At 58.9% G+C, this 15,747-nt stretch carries 22 protein-coding genes; 1 reads left to right on the top strand and 21 read right to left on the bottom strand.

Annotated elements, in window-relative coordinates:
• Positions 1-20: 20 nt before the first annotated feature.
• The 14 genes from HX866_RS04060 to HX866_RS03995 form a co-directional block, all read right to left on the bottom strand.
• Positions 21-311, bottom strand: coding sequence for a phage tail assembly protein (locus HX866_RS04060; RefSeq protein ID WP_177138171.1), 291 nt, complete (start codon positions 309-311; stop codon positions 21-23).
• 3 nt (positions 312-314) lie between these two features.
• Positions 315-680: a phage tail tube protein gene (locus tag HX866_RS04055; protein ID WP_177138170.1), complete on the bottom strand. Its 366-nt coding sequence runs from the start codon at positions 678-680 to the stop codon at positions 315-317.
• A 56-nt stretch (positions 681-736) separates the two neighbouring features.
• Entirely contained in the window at positions 737-2,218 is a 1,482-nt protein-coding gene (locus HX866_RS04050; protein WP_177138168.1) for a phage tail sheath subtilisin-like domain-containing protein, read from the bottom strand.
• On the bottom strand, positions 2,215-2,457 hold the full coding sequence (locus tag HX866_RS04045) for a DUF2635 domain-containing protein (protein ID WP_177138163.1): 243 nt from the start codon (positions 2,455-2,457) through the stop codon (positions 2,215-2,217). The genes HX866_RS04050 and HX866_RS04045 overlap by 4 nt, the downstream gene beginning before the upstream one ends.
• A gap of 2 nt (positions 2,458-2,459) precedes the next feature.
• Complete coding sequence (locus tag HX866_RS04040; RefSeq protein WP_177138159.1) at positions 2,460-3,146, bottom strand: phage tail protein; 687 nt, start codon at positions 3,144-3,146, stop codon at positions 2,460-2,462.
• The gene (locus tag HX866_RS04035) at positions 3,146-3,496 is read right to left on the bottom strand and encodes a head-tail joining protein (RefSeq protein ID WP_177138157.1); all 351 of its coding nucleotides are present in this window, start codon (positions 3,494-3,496) and stop codon (positions 3,146-3,148) included. Before HX866_RS04035 ends, HX866_RS04040 begins: the two co-directional genes overlap by 1 nt.
• Positions 3,497-3,498: 2 nt before the next feature.
• A complete protein-coding gene (locus tag HX866_RS04030) occupies positions 3,499-4,542 on the bottom strand; it encodes a major capsid protein (RefSeq protein WP_177138155.1) in 1,044 nt (347 codons plus the stop codon).
• A 68-nt stretch (positions 4,543-4,610) separates the two neighbouring features.
• On the bottom strand, positions 4,611-5,306 hold the full coding sequence (locus HX866_RS04025) for a head decoration protein (protein WP_177138152.1): 696 nt from the start codon (positions 5,304-5,306) through the stop codon (positions 4,611-4,613).
• Between the two features lie 34 nt (positions 5,307-5,340).
• A complete protein-coding gene (locus HX866_RS04020; protein ID WP_177138151.1) occupies positions 5,341-6,030 on the bottom strand; it encodes a hypothetical protein in 690 nt (229 codons plus the stop codon).
• A gap of 32 nt (positions 6,031-6,062) precedes the next feature.
• The gene (locus HX866_RS04015; RefSeq protein WP_177138149.1) at positions 6,063-6,926 is read right to left on the bottom strand and encodes a S49 family peptidase; all 864 of its coding nucleotides are present in this window, start codon (positions 6,924-6,926) and stop codon (positions 6,063-6,065) included.
• Positions 6,923-8,581, bottom strand: a complete 1,659-nt coding sequence (locus HX866_RS04010; protein WP_177138147.1) for a phage portal protein — start codon at positions 8,579-8,581, stop codon at positions 6,923-6,925. The genes HX866_RS04015 and HX866_RS04010 overlap by 4 nt, the downstream gene beginning before the upstream one ends.
• Entirely contained in the window at positions 8,582-8,836 is a 255-nt protein-coding gene (gene gpW / locus HX866_RS04005; protein WP_177138145.1) for a gpW family head-tail joining protein, read from the bottom strand.
• 9 nt (positions 8,837-8,845) lie between these two features.
• A complete protein-coding gene (locus tag HX866_RS04000; protein ID WP_177138268.1) occupies positions 8,846-10,813 on the bottom strand; it encodes a phage terminase large subunit family protein in 1,968 nt (655 codons plus the stop codon).
• Positions 10,797-11,375, bottom strand: a complete 579-nt coding sequence (locus HX866_RS03995; RefSeq protein ID WP_177138143.1) for a hypothetical protein — start codon at positions 11,373-11,375, stop codon at positions 10,797-10,799. Before HX866_RS03995 ends, HX866_RS04000 begins: the two co-directional genes overlap by 17 nt.
• Positions 11,376-11,595: 220 nt before the next feature.
• Between HX866_RS03995 and HX866_RS03990 the strand changes: the two genes are divergently transcribed.
• Positions 11,596-11,811 carry a hypothetical protein gene (locus tag HX866_RS03990; RefSeq protein ID WP_177138140.1) on the top strand — a complete coding sequence of 72 codons (216 nt, stop codon included), beginning with the start codon at positions 11,596-11,598 and terminating at the stop codon, positions 11,809-11,811.
• Positions 11,812-11,984: 173 nt separating this feature from the next.
• On the opposite strand, the gene HX866_RS03985 is transcribed toward HX866_RS03990, so the two are convergent.
• The 7 genes from HX866_RS03985 to HX866_RS03955 form a co-directional block, all read right to left on the bottom strand.
• Positions 11,985-12,614 carry a hypothetical protein gene (locus HX866_RS03985; RefSeq protein ID WP_177138138.1) on the bottom strand — a complete coding sequence of 210 codons (630 nt, stop codon included), beginning with the start codon at positions 12,612-12,614 and terminating at the stop codon, positions 11,985-11,987.
• Between the two features lie 305 nt (positions 12,615-12,919).
• Entirely contained in the window at positions 12,920-13,261 is a 342-nt protein-coding gene (locus tag HX866_RS03980) for a hypothetical protein (protein WP_177138137.1), read from the bottom strand.
• Positions 13,258-13,560 (bottom strand): hypothetical protein, encoded by a 303-nt coding sequence (locus HX866_RS03975; protein WP_177138135.1) that lies wholly within the window; start codon positions 13,558-13,560, stop codon positions 13,258-13,260. Before HX866_RS03975 ends, HX866_RS03980 begins: the two co-directional genes overlap by 4 nt.
• A 2-nt stretch (positions 13,561-13,562) precedes the next feature.
• A complete protein-coding gene (locus HX866_RS03970) occupies positions 13,563-13,889 on the bottom strand; it encodes a peptidase M48, Ste24p (RefSeq protein ID WP_177138133.1) in 327 nt (108 codons plus the stop codon).
• A gap of 80 nt (positions 13,890-13,969) precedes the next feature.
• Positions 13,970-14,227, bottom strand: a complete 258-nt coding sequence (locus tag HX866_RS03965; protein ID WP_177138131.1) for a hypothetical protein — start codon at positions 14,225-14,227, stop codon at positions 13,970-13,972.
• Between the two features lie 714 nt (positions 14,228-14,941).
• Positions 14,942-15,331, bottom strand: coding sequence for an antiterminator Q family protein (locus tag HX866_RS03960; RefSeq protein WP_177138130.1), 390 nt, complete (start codon positions 15,329-15,331; stop codon positions 14,942-14,944).
• Positions 15,328-15,615 carry a hypothetical protein gene (locus HX866_RS03955; protein ID WP_177138128.1) on the bottom strand — a complete coding sequence of 96 codons (288 nt, stop codon included), beginning with the start codon at positions 15,613-15,615 and terminating at the stop codon, positions 15,328-15,330. The genes HX866_RS03960 and HX866_RS03955 overlap by 4 nt, the downstream gene beginning before the upstream one ends.
• Positions 15,616-15,747 lie beyond the last annotated feature (132 nt).

The following is a 15,747-nucleotide window of genomic DNA, read 5'->3' as shown; positions in this document are numbered from 1 at the left end:
ATACCGGGTCAGTTCGGCAATCAGTTCTGGCCAGCCTCCTCCACCTGACCAGCGTCGGAAAAACCCTCGAGGTACTTGTTCGCAGCGACCAGATCGCGCTTGCTGAACTTCTCGACGACACCGCGCGGAATAACAGCAATCAGGCTGATCAGTGTGATGGCAGCCCCGACCGAGGTATCAGCGCGCGACGCTTTTTCCATCTCGCCGGCAGTGGGTTCGCGAAGCTTGATTTCGTCATAAGTGATGGGGTTGTCGCCCTTGCCAACAATGATGGGCTTGGCAAGGGTGATGGTGATTTCGTCTTCAGGCATGGATTAGTTCTCCGTCACGGAAGGGCCTTCCCACTTGACTTCGATAGTCGCGTCGGAGGACTTGGATTCTTGTTGCTCGGTGGTCCACATGTTGCGACCAATGATCGTTTTGCCATTCGCGAGCTCGGCCACGACGGTGGCGTCGTTCATCGCATTGATGTCGGCAATGCTCAGGTTCGAAGCGTCCCGCAGGGTTGCGGCGATGTAGCCAGGCTGCGGGGTTTCGCTGTAGCCGTGCACCCCGTCCTGTCCCTTCAGGGTTTCGCGGGACACCCCGGAAACCTTGTAGGAGAAGTCGCCAGCCAGCATGTAATTCACGCCATCGATGCTCAGGTAGCAGGTCCCGGCCAGGCGGTTGGTATCAGCCATGTTTTTCTCCAGGCGAAAAAAAACCGCTCAAGGCGGTCGTTGACGAAAGGCCTGGGTTACAGGCGGAATTGGGCGAGCAGCGCGAAGGTGCGCAACTGGTTCATCAGAGTGCCAGGCCAGAGCACATCCACCCGGTTGGGGTTGGTCGCATTCTTCTCGACGATCAGAGCTTGGGCGAAGGCCTTGGTATCCTGCGCAAAGCCGTTGTATTCAAGCGTGCCATACCCGGCGATCAAGTCGGCTCGGATGATGTTTGGGGTGACAATGGCCGAGCCAGGCGCAAACCGAGTGCCATTGGCGGCGAGCTTTACTCGACCATACTTAGACGTGACGATCGAGCGCAAAAAACGCAGCACATACATCAGCGAGAACAGCGTTTCCACCTGCAGGTAGCTATCGTCCGGCGAGCCAAACCCGTTGACCTGGTAGGTAGTGATCAGGTTCTCGATGGCGACAGTGCCGTCGCTGGCCACGGTGAACGTCGAGATGCCGTCCCACAGCAGCGTGTTGCGCTCGCCCAGGTCGAAGCGAGAAGCAGGCGGCGGCGCAAGCACAGTACTCAGCGCCAGGGTCTGCAACGGACGGCCAGGATCCGCACGCAAGGCTACAGCAGCAGTACCCGCCAAGTCCGCAGCCCAGATCCAGGCCGGCGACGGGGAGTCGTAGAATCCCATGATGCTTTCGTGCTGGTTGTTGCGAGCATTGCCGGCGGTGGAAAGCGTCGACAGTGTGCCGCGCTGGGCCGCAAAGACATGGCCATAGAGTTGACTGGCATAGCTCCAGCGCCCAGTCTTGTCGTTGAGCAGGTTCTTCAACGAGTTCAGTGAAGCGGTGTCGGTGTAGGGGCTGACAATGATGTCGAACGCCTCATCACCCAGGGTCGACAACGCGGCGTCCAGCACCGGGTTGGTCGCCCCGCCAGCCATTTGGGTCAGGGTTAGCGTCAAGCCGGCAGGGGTGCTTTCACCACCAGCGGTGCCCAGGTAGTTCAGGCGAAGGTCAATCTCGTTGCCACCGGTGCCCCCGTTCTTCGCAGTGAGCGTCACCGTCGAGGTGGCTGCCGTAGCCGTTACCGGCAGCAGGTCACCCGATCCGTTCACCAGCGCCGCCAGGGCGGTGGCGATATCAGCCGCGAGCTCGCCGGTGGTGACTGTCAGGCTGATCAATTGCCCCCCGATATAGAGGGAGATCACGCCAGTAGCGGTCGGGGTGCCAACGATGGCAACGGTACCCGTGGCAGAAACGGCACCAGAGGCATCCGCCAGCGGCAGAAACCAGACCTCTCCGAAGCTATCCGAATTCTTATAGGCAGCGGTCATCAGTGCCAGCATCGAGCCCAAGCCGCCTTTGGCCTGAGCATCGCTGACGCCCTGGCCAAGCACCGGAACCCCGGGCAAACCGTTGCCAGAGGCAGTAATCTGACCGACGATCAAGGTGCGCTGAGTCTGCGCACCGCTATTGGCCTGGGAGTTGTCGACCTCGGCGTAGAACAGTGGAACCCGCAGGTTCGACGGGATGTTGCTGAACGGGACGGTCATTGACTGTCGCTCCCTTCATGGGTTTCAGGGGGCTCTGCCGAGGGCTGAGTCGGGGTGTTTTTTGCGGGGGCTTTTGGCTCGACGGATATCTCGTCGGGCTGGGTCAACGTGGCATCACCACAACTCAGCCGGCGTAACCAGTAGAGGTCGTCGTCCGGAACCTCGCGGCCTTCGGATGGCAGGAAATCGCGTTTGACCGGGTCGCGTACCAGCAACCCAGGAGAGGCATAAATGCGCATGATCACTCCTGCGGAAATTCGAACGTGAGACCGCCCTCTGCGCGCCCGTCAGGGCCGACAGTGCGCGGAGTTGGTGTAACTGCGCCAGGGAATGGCGGATCGGAATAGGTGCCCGTGGTGTCGACGACGTTGATAAGGTCGGCAGTGACGTTGAACTCGGTCAGCGGCACGATGGGCTGAACAGCGGCAGCGGCCACCGGATCGAACGGCGGTTCATCGGCAGCCCCTTCCAGTGGATAGAAGTCCTCGGGGCCCTGGTAAAACTCCATACCGACATCCATGACCAGTTCGCCAATGTTTTGCTCGCCCTCGCCGTCCTCACGCATATGGGAACGAATGAAGGGGAACTGCTGCAGCCTGCTCATAAGCGGCGGGAAGTTGATCAGCGCCATTTCAATCTGGCGTTGCATGGCTTCCAGCGCCAGAATCATCGCGCCGGCTGCTGCATTCTTCGGGAGCGCCTTGAGTTGCAGTCGAGCACTGATCCGGATCGTGGCCGTCACAGTGAACTGCGGACCGCCCTGACGCCCCAGCGAATCCTTGTCCTCCTCCGGCGCGTGTAGCCAGATAATGGGGTAACTTCCGTTCCAGGTCGGCCAGGTCCTGGCCGCAAAAACATTGGCGCCGGCGGCCGTCCCCACCTTCAGCGCCTCGGCCGTGATCTGCCGTAGTTCAGAGGTAGTCGTCATCACATTTCACTCAGCATGAGTTTGGCCCAGCCGTGACTATCTGGACGAACATCCGTCACCAAAAACCGCTTGCCAACACTGGGGATATAGACCTGATCATCCTGAACTGGGGGTGCCTTAAAGAGCGTCTCAAAAAGAGCGAGGCGAACACCCAGTACCGGCTGAGCCGAGGTTGCCCCGGTCAGCGGATCAGAAAAATCGACGTCGCGATAAGCCGCATCAAAAACGCCATCAATGGGATAGCGCGCGCCCAAGGCTGGATAAAACATCGGTTGGTTATCCGGGCTTTTTCCTTCGCCGAACACTTTCTCCAGCGGCGCCAGCACAGCGCTATCCCAATCAATGGCCATGGCTATTTCAACTTGGCGGACATCAGGACTTCGGGGCGAGTGCAGATGTGCAGCGGGTAGCTGTACGCCTCGACCTTCCACCACGCCTTCCGCTGGATATCGAAGATCGGGAGGATATAAATCGGCTTGCCTGGAGTGTTCACCCACTCGAAGGTCTCACCAGGGGCGTAGGCGACCTTGAAGATGCCTGGAGCACCTTTCGGGAAGAACTTCGCCTCGTTTGGCTTGACGCTGATGGTGGTTGCATCATCCGAGCCACGGTAGTTGAACCAGTTAATGCCCCCGAAGCGCATCGCCTGGAACGCATTACCTTGACGCAGCTCCTGTGCCGCCGCCCAGTTGTAGTAAGTCTTGATCACGTCAGGGTGGTTGGTCAGCGAATCCCAGAAATCATCGCCGCACAGCGCGTATACCTCAGTGGTGCTCAAGAAAGCGCCCTGGGATTTGCGTGCCATGGTTCGCACGATGTTGTTGCACATCGGGCGTACGGTGTTCGGCTTGGTGGCCGAGCCATCAGCAGTGAGGGTCAGGTCGAAAACGATGTCGCTTGGCCTTTCGATGCCAAACTCTTCGAACCAGTCGAACTTGATCGTGCCATCCGCATCCAGGCATTGCCCTTGAATTGCAGCCAGGCGCTGGAACTCCCAGGTAAATTCAATGTTACTGGTCAGGCCGGTGGGACCATTGACGCGGCGGGCGACCTCGGTCTCGATCTGCATCAATTCGGACTCAGTACCGAACGCCCGAATGTTCTGGATCTCTTGGGCGGTGATGGTGTCGTCATGCATCAGGCGCGGCACGTCAAAATGGAGTGCTTTGCGCTTTTCAGTTTCGCGCTGCGTCCCCTCCTCACCACGCTCACTGAATGGGATGAGCATGAGTTTGCCCTGGCGCTGCTCAACAGCCAGCGTCGTGGTACGGATCGGGTTGGGCTCGAACAACTCAAGATCACCGATACCGGTAGGCTTGAAGGGAAACTTCTCAACAGCAGTGGTCAGGGAAATCGTAGAAAAGATGTCCTGATTAAAGACGTCCAACGAGGCCATGGGTTCGGCTCCTTAAAAATGGAAAAGCCCGCAAAAGCGGGCTTCAGTCGACGGGTTAAGGCGCCGGATCAGCGCGAAATTACGCCCTGGGTCTTGAGCCCGAGCGCGGCCGCGTTTTGCTGAGCAGCGGTCAGGGACGTGTCCCAGACCAGTTCAGCCATGTTCACCTCGGCATAGCGCACAACGGCGGTAGCACGGGTGTCGCCATTGGTGGTGTCGACGCCGCCATACAGCAGGCCGTACTGGGTAATGCCACTCGATGAGGCGGTCACTGGAGCCCAGCCACCACCGGTATCAGTGACGGTGATCGTGAAACCGTCGCCTGCGATGAAGGCCGTCGCGCCAGCGGCAATCAGGAAGCCAATGCCCTTCGAGTTGAAAACGATACCGACCGTGCCAGGTCCGGTAACGACCGTGCCGCCTTCAGGATCAACCGTGCCACCCAGGGCCGGAACCGGTTCGCCATTTGGATTGGTCACCATGAACTCGGTGTCCGAGATCATCGAAATGGTGTAGATGCCTGCCACGGCAGGCGCAGTGGCGGCGAGGCCACTCATAGTCCCGTTCCCGGTATTGCCGGTAACGGCAGCTCCAGTAGCGGTGAAAGTTTCGCTGGTGAAGCCAATGACAGAGCCGGCCTGGAGGCGGCCGTGTCCGCCGGCCAAAGTCACACCGTCAATAGACTGGTGACCATTGGAGAGCGAAACGATAAAGCCCGCGGCGTGGCGGTTTTCCACCAGCGGCGTTTGTGGGGTGTAAGCCATGTTGAATCTCCTGGTGAGCTATGAGACGGCGCGATCAGCGGCCGGTGACCTTTGACATGGCACGTTCCCAGCGAGTGGCAATCGTGGCCTCGCGACCAGGGGACTGTTCGCCACCAGCACCCAGGTGCGGATTTCGGTCAGAGCGGCCACCACCAGTAGCGGCGCTACCTGCAGGCGCATCACGCAGCACGCTCAAAGCTTGCTTGCGGGTCATGCTGGTGTTGAAGGCCAGGCTGGCCGCCAGGACAGGATTCTTGGCAGCGAAACGCGAAGCGAAGATGGCGGCGCAGCGCGCACGCTCGCGACGCCGCGCTCGGGCAGCAGCGCTCTTGCCGTGCATTTCGTCTTCATCATCTTCGGCGTCGGCGTCGTCATCGTCATCTGCCGCCGCTTTGCTTTTGGCGCGGCGACCCTTCTTGCCGTCGTCGTCTTCGTCGTCATCCGGATCGTCTTCTTCAGCCCGGTCGTCATCCCGATCATCGTCATCATCATTGGCGTCATCGCCGGCCTTGGAGCCATTGGCGCGCTTGGCGCGGCGGGAACGCTTACCCTTGTCGTTGTCGCGATCATCTTCATCGTCGGGCTTGTCGTCATCATCCTGGGCATCATTTTTACGTTCGTCTTCATCGTCTTCGGCGCGAGCATTCTTGCTGCGCATCGATCCGATTCCGGCCAGGTGGGCGAACGAAAGCGCGCTCGCCACGCGGGAGGAAAGCTTGGTCATGGTGAACCTCAGTATTTAGGGAGGATTGAAACTCAACCCAGCTCGGCGAGCAGGGAACGGAAGGCCTCGTCCGGCGCCATCACGGCATCAGCGAAGCCGATCTCGACGCCAGCGGCGCCAAGAAAGGTAATGGCCTGGGTCCCGCGAACAGTCTTGACCGAGAGCCCCCGATTGCGGGCCACTGTCTTCACGAACAGTTCACCCATGGCATCAACGTCGGACTGGTAGCTTGCGAGTGCTTCTTTCGAAAGAGGCTGAGAATCAGCACCATCGGCCTTTCGGTCGCCATAATGGATCAGCGTCACGTTGACGCCGGCAGCACCCAGAGCCTTCGACATATCGACGTGCATGCAGATGACTCCGACGCTGCCCGTGCCACCAGTACGTGGAACCACGATGTAGTCACAGGCACTGGCCAAGGCATAGGCCGCCGAATAGGCGCTCTCGGTCAGAATGGCCCAGATTGGCTTTTTCCCCCGAGCCTTAAAGATCGAGTCGGCCAAGTCAAAGCAGCCAGCTACCTCACCACCCGGACTGTCGATGTCCAGGACAATGGCTTTCACCTTCCGGTCATCCAAAGCCATGCTCAGACAGGCGCGCAGACCGTCATAGCCGGTCATTCCACTGTAGGGGTGCAAGGTGCCAAGCTTCTGCACCAGGGTACCGGTAACAGGGATGATTGCCACTCCCTGCACCACCTCATAAGCCCGGGCTTCTGCCGGCTCGCCGATGTCGCCATCCCAGTCGTCCAACGCCACTACGCGACCGTCGGCATGGAACAACCGGGCCAGGCCGAACCGGTCAGCCAGGGCAGCCATAACGATCTCGGCCTTCTGCGGAGTGATCGCCAGCGGCACGTTGAAGAGCTTCTGCGCGAGGTGTGGATAATTGGTCATTGTGCTGTTGGCTCTTCTTCAGGGGTCGAGGCGTTCGTAGCGTTGTCACCGAACCAACTCGGCATTGGCAGCCCAGCCTCTCGGAACTGCGCAACCTCTGCCGCGCGTTGCTGGATGACCTCTTCGTAGTCGAGGCCCTGCTCGGCGCACTCGCGCTTGAGCGTGGACAATCCGCCGTCCATACCAAGGATTGCGCCTTGTTTCTCCTTGACCGGGTCGACCCAGCCGCGGGCCACACCGAGCCATTCGCATCGCGAATAGGCCGTGCGAGCTTCCATGAAGTCAGGGGCATCGCTCGGGAGCGGTAGCATGTTGCGATCCATCGCCTCATGCAGCCAGCCGGCATACATAGGGGTCGCGGTACCACTTTTGAACTCAGTATTTCGCCGGGTCAGGGTCTTCCAGCTTTCGAGCAGGGCCGCCCGTGCACTGGAGTAGTTTGTCTTCGACCAGTCCTGGGAAATCTGCTCAGCAGACACGCCTGCAGCGGCTGCGAAGGTGCGCAGCATTTCGTGCGCAAAGTCACCGAAACCGCTATGCGGGTGCTCGGCACCGACCGATGTGATCGACTCACCAGGCGCCAGCGTTGGAATGCGAGCTCCATTCAACATGGCCGGGCGCTGTTCGGCCCAGTCAGCTCGCAAGCCTTGATAAGCGGAAAGCTCGTCAGTGGCCTCAAGGGCCTCCTGAACCTGGTCCGGGTCGTAAGGGCTGGTGACGTAGGTGCCGAAAGTAGCTGCGATCGTCGCCGCTTGTAGCTCGACACCGTAGTAGCGAGCCAACATCTTGAACCGCGCCAGCACCGGGGTGAAGACGCCGACACCACGGTTCTGGCCCGCGCGATCGCGCTCGAAGTCGTGGATCACTCGACGCCAGCCATCGCCGTCCTCACGCAGGACTCGCTCCCACTCCATACTCTCGACCGAGTTGTACCAGTCGTTCTGATGAGCTTTGCGGATGTGGTAGGCCACCGGGACGCCATGCTCGTCGATTTCGACGCCGCCGCGCATATATTTGCTGTCGACCATCTGGTACGGATTTGATAGCCGGTCCGGGTCCACCAGCATGAAAGCCGTGGAGAAATTGGCACGCCCATAGCCAACGCGCTCAGGCATCCAATAGGCGACAACGAGCGAATCACCGTCGACCAACTTGTGGCGCAGCGCGAGACGCAACTGCTGAGAAATCGTCAGTTGCCGGGAAACATCGTTGTACCGCCCAATATCATCGGAATACCCGCGCCATAGAGCTTCAACTTCGCGCCGGAATTCTTCAGCCCACTTAGCATCAAACTTGCGATTTCCGGTCAAGGCAGCCAAACCCCGATAGTCCGGGTTCGCCGACAAGCGCATTGACGCGCCAACGGTGTTGTCGAGAATCCGGGTGATCCCGCCCGCCGCCCACCCGTCATTGCGGACCAGGTCACGGCTACGCGCGACCATCCGGTCGCGGAACTGGTTGATCTCCGAATCAGGGGAACGGATCCACGGGAGCCAATCCCCCATTTCCTGGGTAGACCAGTTGGCCCCTTCATAAGGGAATACCGATTGGCCACCCATCCCCTCAGTCAGGATCGTTGCATTGCCCTTCGCCTTTGGAGGAGCAGGCACCAGGGGCTGCCCCCGGAAATCCACAATCAGAGATGGAGTAGTCATTTAGAACACCGGTCGGATAGCTCTGCGGCGCTTCATGCCGAGGGCATAAAGCAGTGCGTTGATGTGGGCCTGCAGATCACCAAGATTGGCGCGCGTGTAGGTCACTGACTTGGTGCCGTCGCCCTGGGTGTAGCTATACGACTCGCCTTTCCCACCGACGCTCAGATCGTGCAACGCCTGCTGCGACTCCGCCAGCCATTGCTGCAAGGTGGCCGTTGGCACGCCACTGAAGTTATTGAGGCGTGGTGTGAACACAGCGTTCTCCTATGCCATCCTCGAGATCGAAGACGAACGTTTTGTAGGTTGGGTGCGCGGCGGCGGTATGGGCGCCGGTGCGTGCTCAGGAATCTCCTGCGGCGAGACAGCGACACGCTGGATCGGTAACCCGATCAGGGCGTTGACGTCTTCGGCCCGCTTGTTGAGCTTCAATCCCAGGTGCATCAGCCCGCACAGCGCGGCGTATGCGTACACCCTGCAGTCGAGCGCCTCGTTGGCTCGCCCGGGTGGCAACTCCCAGACCCGATAGACCTGGCCGCCGGATGTCTTTCGCACGGACCGCTCGGCCGTGAGCTGAGCAAAATAGTTGATATCTCGGTCAACCGGGAAATGCATGAAGCCCGGGCCGTGTGCGGTAAGGTGTAACCGGGACCGGATAGAGTCCTTCGCGGCATTGACGCCGATGATCACTGGCCGAAACGCAGACTTGTTGCGCTTGCTGGGTGTCTTCGTTGGCCAGATCGGCGAACGCTTGCCACCCACTGCCGATTCGCCTTTGATCGCCCAAACGCGGCGCCCCAAACGAGCCTTGGCGAAGTTGTAGACCTTCTGCGTGTGATGCCCGCCGGAGTCGTGACAAACCGCCATGACTTCGAATCCCCGGCCATCGCCCCGGTACCAGATCCTCTGCAGGTAGGCGTCAAGACGATCCCAGGGATCAGGGGTTTCCATATCGCCTTCGATAACTTCGAAGTCGATGGACCAGCTTTCTTCGTTCATCCCCCAGCCGACCACCTCACATTCGAACCGGTCGTTCTGGGTGTCGACGCCGACAGTCACGACAGCTACACCATCAGGAACCTCTGCGGGCCAGACTTCGCAGCGAGCGGCCAGGCGCTCCTCTTGAAGCGCCCGATCACCGCGATCCTCATATGTTTCCCCGAGCACCAGGTTGACGAAAGTCTGGCGCATCAACGGGTCGTCTTTGACCTCCAGCCACTCAGCCACCAGCTTGTGCCAGGCAGCATTGACGAAGAGGCTATAGGCCGCCCAGATGTGAAAGCCAGCATGACCAGTGAAAGGCTTGGTCGCCCGCCACTCGCCCCGCGCGACCATTTCGTCCTTGTCGACCTCATGGATCACGCAGCCCGTAGCCTTACAGACGTAAAACACGCTCTCGGGAATCCCGAAGCCGTTTTCGTCCTTATCCCATTTCATACCGTAGGGCGTGTCTGGGCCGCCCCACTCCAGAACCTGGTATTCACCACAGTGCGGGCACGGGACGAAGTATTTACGCTGATCGCTATTGGCGTAGCTTTTCTCGATCCGGCTTTCGCCTTTCACCGTGGGCGTACTGCCCAGGATGATCTTCCGATTCCAGAAGCTTTCAGTCCGCTTGATGCCAAGCTTGATCTGGTCGCCTTCCTTGCCGGCACCCATCACGGGGTAGCCGTCGACCTCGTCGAACATCACCACTCGGGCAGTGATGCGGCGGAAGCCACCAGGGCTGTTCGCACCAACGAACGACATTGAGGCGCCGTTGCGAAACATCCGCTTGTTGATTTTCTGCTTCGAATCCTTCTTCTTGAGGTCGCCTACGATCGCCTTCAGCACCGGAGTGTCCCGAAGCATCGGCTCGATTTCGGTGACGCTGTAGTCCTCTGCGTCCTCTACCCGGGGCTGGACAACAAGAACAGGCGCCGGGTCCTGGTGAATGAAGAACCCAGCAGCATGGTCCATGATCTTTGTGTAGCCGACCCTGGCCGACTTCTGCACCGTGACCATTTCGACCGTAGGATCTGTGATCGCATCCATAATCCCGTTTTGGTACGGGAATGCGTGAAATCGACCGGTTTGAGCGCTGGTCTCAGCTGACAGCATCGCGTATTCAGCAGCCCACTGGCTGAGGGTAAGCTTCGGCGGAGGCTGAATGTTACGGCGGCGAGCCTTGAACAAACCGGCTTTCAGCGCTTCATGGCCCTCGGCATAACGGCGGGCGTCATTGGTTGATCCCATCTCCGTCACGGGTCAACTCCTCAAGCGCGTCAACGATAAGCCCATACATGGCGTCCTGGACCTCCAGCACCGTCTTCAGGCGATGAATCCGTGGGGCATTCTCCGATGGGATAGCCAGCAGCTTGGTGCGAACCTTCGCGTACTCCTCGCCGACGGCACGGGTCACATCTTCAACGGCCACCACCAGGCGGGCGTCGCGGTCGTATTCAAGCTGCGCCTGCAGAGCCAGGTAGTTCTCCTTGACCCGCTTCGCCTCATCGATGGTCATGTTCGCGCCAGTGGCCATCAGGATGCGGGTCGTGGCCTGCTCAACTGATTCGCCGGGCTTGATTGTTACCCGCGCAGAAGCTTGGGTAACGCCGGATTTTTTCGGAGAGGGCTTGTTACCCTCTACGTCCTGGGTAACAACCTCGCTCCCATCGCGACGGTATTTCGCGATGAGCGCGTTTGATGCGTCGACATCAAGCTCACCGTCCCGAAACACAAGCCAGCCGCGCTCTTTCCACTTGGTCACGGTCTTGCGACTGACGCCATGGAGGGTTGCGAACTCGCTCTGATTCATGGGGCGCCTTGTTACCTGTTACCCAAATTGAAAAAATTCTCAGCTAGAGAAACAGCGCGGCGCGCAATGCCCTCGGTGCAGGAATGCTCAGGAGGGACCCATGACTAGGGGGGGGGTGGGCATTCCCTGGCGCACCACGGCGGTGCATTTCTCAGCGACACCCCAGACCACGGAGGGTTTCGCTATCCTTGACCGCCAACCCCAACCAAAGGATCGGACAATGCCATCACCAGAACAGATCGAAAGCCATACCATCGATGTCGGTACGCTACTGGATCAACTCAACGGCCTGCCAAGGGATATGCGACTTTCGTTCAGCGGCCTCGACTTCTACCGAGTGAAGCTGCGTGGACCAAACCTCGTGCAGATTGAGTTCAATCAATCGGTGTATCGCACGAGCGAAGATCTCTTGGTGGTTGAAGACCACTCACAATAGCTGTGGCATACACCGCGGCTGTCGGGATCGAAACGGGCGGGTAGCTTTCCTCTATCCGTCCATTACCGATGCGCCTGAAGCTGACACGGTCGTCGTACACATCCACCGTCCAGGAAGAAATGGGTTGTTTGTCGCGGATGTCCATCGTGATCTCCAATGCATGGAACGCTAGCCTACTTGGCCGAGAGGATCGCCCTGCCGATCGACGCACCGAGCACCGCATTGAACCTTCGATCAATCAGCGCCTTCGCGCGACTGCGGTAGTTCAATCGCTTTGTCACAGCAACCGCGTCACCGAAACGAATCAGCAATTTCAAATGAGCCGGCTGTTTCTTCTTCGCTGGGATGCGCTGCCAGACACCATTGACCGGTCCGGACTTCGTCTTGACTGGACCAATGAAGATGTCCTTTCGAGCCTTCAGCCGCTCCAGCACCTTACGAGGCAACTGGCCGTATTGATCGAGCTTGATGTTCTTCGGGTTGAAGAGCGCACGACCAGCCAGAACATGGTTACCGCCGTCTTCGTAGGGCTCGAGGTACTTCGCGGCAATCGGCCTGACGAATACGATTGCTGTGAGCGTGTCCTTGCGAGCGCCTTGCATGCCCACCGACTTCTGAGTGAATGGCTTGGGCTTCTTGAAAGTAGAGGCGATGTTCTGGATCTCATCGGCCTGCACTTCCTTTGCAATTGCGGTCAATGCCAGGGCCGTGGCGAATGGCATTTGTTTATAGGCAAATGCTGATAGCGCCTTGGATATCTCCTTGACGTTTCCACGCACCGAAATGTCGAACGGTCCGGACATGCCTAACTCCTCTCCGCACTGGCTTGGTAGTCACCTTGGATGAGCAAATCCTGGCCATCCATTCTGAAGACGACTGTCAAGATCGGAGAACCATCGGAATCGCTGCCGGTACTCGTGCTGACCTGGCAAGGCAAGATGCTGCCCTGCTCGTCATGTAGCGCGAATGGACGGTGGTCAACGACACGGCGACCGAAATCACTCAGAGGGATTACCGACCGGGGATCGGCTCCAGCACGTTTCAGAACCAGCTTCATAAGCACCTCTCGCGCCACGAATTCAGTTTCACCAAATCGTGGCGCGCACGATCACACCGCTTTCTTGGCCAGGGCGACAGCTTCACGCCAGTACACAGGCAGTTTGTGACCGATAGCCTCGAGGATGCCTTCGAGCTTTTCGATGACGTCTGGCGCCGGCGCGTCCAGATCATCTGCAAGTGCAGCAGCCGCGACGATTGGCTTGGCAGCAACCAGGATGCCGGCGTCAACAACAGACACTTGAGAAGAGCCAGCTTCCTGCGGCTGCAAGGAAGACTGAGCGCCTGCTGGGACGCCAGACTGGATCAGGTCATCGGGCATTTTTGAATCCTCATTTTGAGTTGTGGCCACGCGGCCGGAGAGCCAAGAGTGGATAGTTTTCAGGATGTTCATGGTCGTCCTGCCTTGCGCCTCTCGGCGCCCCGCCACGAGGTGTCGCTCGAGAAGATGTATTGGCGTCTGCCCCAGGCATAAGTGACGATGCCAAGGTGCAGCAAGACAGACCAGCCCGGTACCAAGGCGCCATGAAAAAGGTCGAGCAAGATGCCGAAGGAGCCGATGGCCACCAAATAGAACGACAGGCTCAGAACAGGGTGATCAAGAAGACTCGCCGCGCGCAGGTATTCAAGTGCTGCGCCGATGACCAGCATGCACAGCAGCGCATCAACGACCGTCAGAATTGAACTCATCATGATCAAGCACCTCGCGAGGCCACGAACTGCCCGAGACCGGCCTTGATAGCCGGGATAACGTTCATCGCTGTGAGCCCCAGCACGAACGAGACACCGCACAGCAAATTGTCATTCGGCATCAGCCCAAGCTTTGGGGCCAGCCATGCAGTCACCGGCTGAGTGAGATAGATCGAGAAGAAAAAACCAACCGCTACCGCGGTGGCCGCTTGACCTCTGGTCAAATCTTTCAAGAAACCGAGCGACCCAATCGCACCGATGAAGGCGGCAATGGCCACGCCATACTTGGCCAGCAGCAAGCCGGCAGCTGTGGTGCTCGCTGGTTCAGCCATGGGGATCTCCGGGAATAAAAAAGGCCGACAGGAGGCGGCCAAGAGCGCAGCGAGGTAGCAGCACCGTGAATTTGAGGGCCTTATTCGGCCAAGGTGAAGTCGATGTAGTACGCCCTGCCCGGCTCGAGCTTGTCGGCGACAGACTTCACAATCTTGGCCTTATACTCGGCGACCGGCGTGTACTTGCCGAAAACAGCGTTCTCGCCCGGCGGATCTTTGGGCAGCGCACATACGGCACCGAATCGAATATCACACAGATGGTCGTCGCGCTCTTGATTGGCGTGGCGAGTGTGGGTGATTTCGTGGCAGATCATTTTGCAGCGCATGACTGGGTGCATGATGTTTCCTCGGGTTGTAAGCAGGAGGGCCTATCAGTCTTGCGCCTGCGGGAATGAATCAGCCCTCACAGCACTCCCAGCTAGGAGCAATGGGCGTGGTGGGGCCGAAAACGAAAAAGCCCAGCGCGATGGCTGGGCTTCGATGTTCAAGTTTCCCCTACTGAGAAATCTGTCGGCTGTTTCGCCAGTAAAGGTACGCGAGTCCTAAGGGCGCCACGAAAATTGCAAACGACCAGCACATGACCATTGTGAAAACCTTGACCGCCAGCATCAGCACGGCATTCACGAAGAAGACATTGTTTCCCATGACGTATCCAACGGCGCTTTCGTAAACGAATCGAGAGTACGGGTAAAGCAGCGTGCATACGACTGACATCACAATCAGCCCTGGCTTACCCATGAGACCTGTAGGACTGTGGGCCGCGAGAAAAAGAATCAGGATCGCGAACAGTGACCCGAAAATAAACTGACGGACGTAATAGCTGGTCGTAAGACCGCCAAAAGTCTTCGAAAAAAACGAGTGCATAAGGTCCCTCTAAGACGCTAGTTCTAGTGAGGTGCCACCATATCAGCATCACTTTCCAGCACAAAGAGAAACGATTCAGGAAATGCTAAAAGCCCGACACGATGGCCGGGCTTTCTCTGTGGTGTCGCGCTGAAACAGCTGAACACCGTGCCATGAAAACAGGTCGTTATCCGCGCGGAAAGCCTTTTTTACGCAGCCTCACGAATTCCTTCAAGCGCACAGTCAATCCAGGCAACACCTGTCCTGATCAGCTCGCGAGCCTTGGCTTCGCTCAGGCCGAACTCCCGGCCAACCCTCAACGCTGGCCACTTGGCTCCGAAGTACAGCCAGATGAAATCGCCCATCTGCTGATTGCGCTTCGTAAGACGAGCAACGGCGCCGTCGACCACCAGGGCCAGGTCGTCCGTGATCACGTAAGCCCTGCTCCCTCCCTCGCAGGGCGTGTTCTCCCGGATAAGCGCTTGGAGCGGGGAGACATAGCGCGGAACACCCATCCCATCCATCCGCCACCAGCCCCATTGCTCCAGCAGGTATTCAGTATCGCCAAGGGGCTTGCCCAGGTATGTGCGCTTCTTCATGCCGCTTTCCTCGGATCTGGATCACTCAGGCCAAACAGGTCGCGAAGCAACCGGTCGGCGGGCTTGTTCTTGGCGCCACCATCGATCAGCCACCGCTGACCGAAGTCATGGAAACCAATCTGGGCGCGGCTGCCGTGCCAGCTGGCAACCATGTCCAGCAGGTAGGCCAGCGCGAGAGGCCCGCCAACCTTGACCTCTGCCAGCTCGGTGCCCGCGATCTTCAGGAAGCGGCGCTCAAGGTCGCTCATGCTTTTGCGCGGCAATGCCGCCGTGACGTTACTCATTTGCGGCACTCCCAGAGGCTTTTCCAACCTCCACAATCATGTATTTAGCAATCACCGTGCAGGCCTTGTGTGGCGTGACCTGTAGGCAATTATGTGAATCTTTAAATCTAACACCTGTCTGCTCGGCATCAG

Source organism: Pseudomonas gingeri (assembly GCF_013386165.1).
GTDB lineage: Bacteria > Pseudomonadota > Gammaproteobacteria > Pseudomonadales > Pseudomonadaceae > Aquipseudomonas > Aquipseudomonas gingeri_C.
This window is presented reverse-complemented; position numbering and strand designations above follow the sequence as displayed.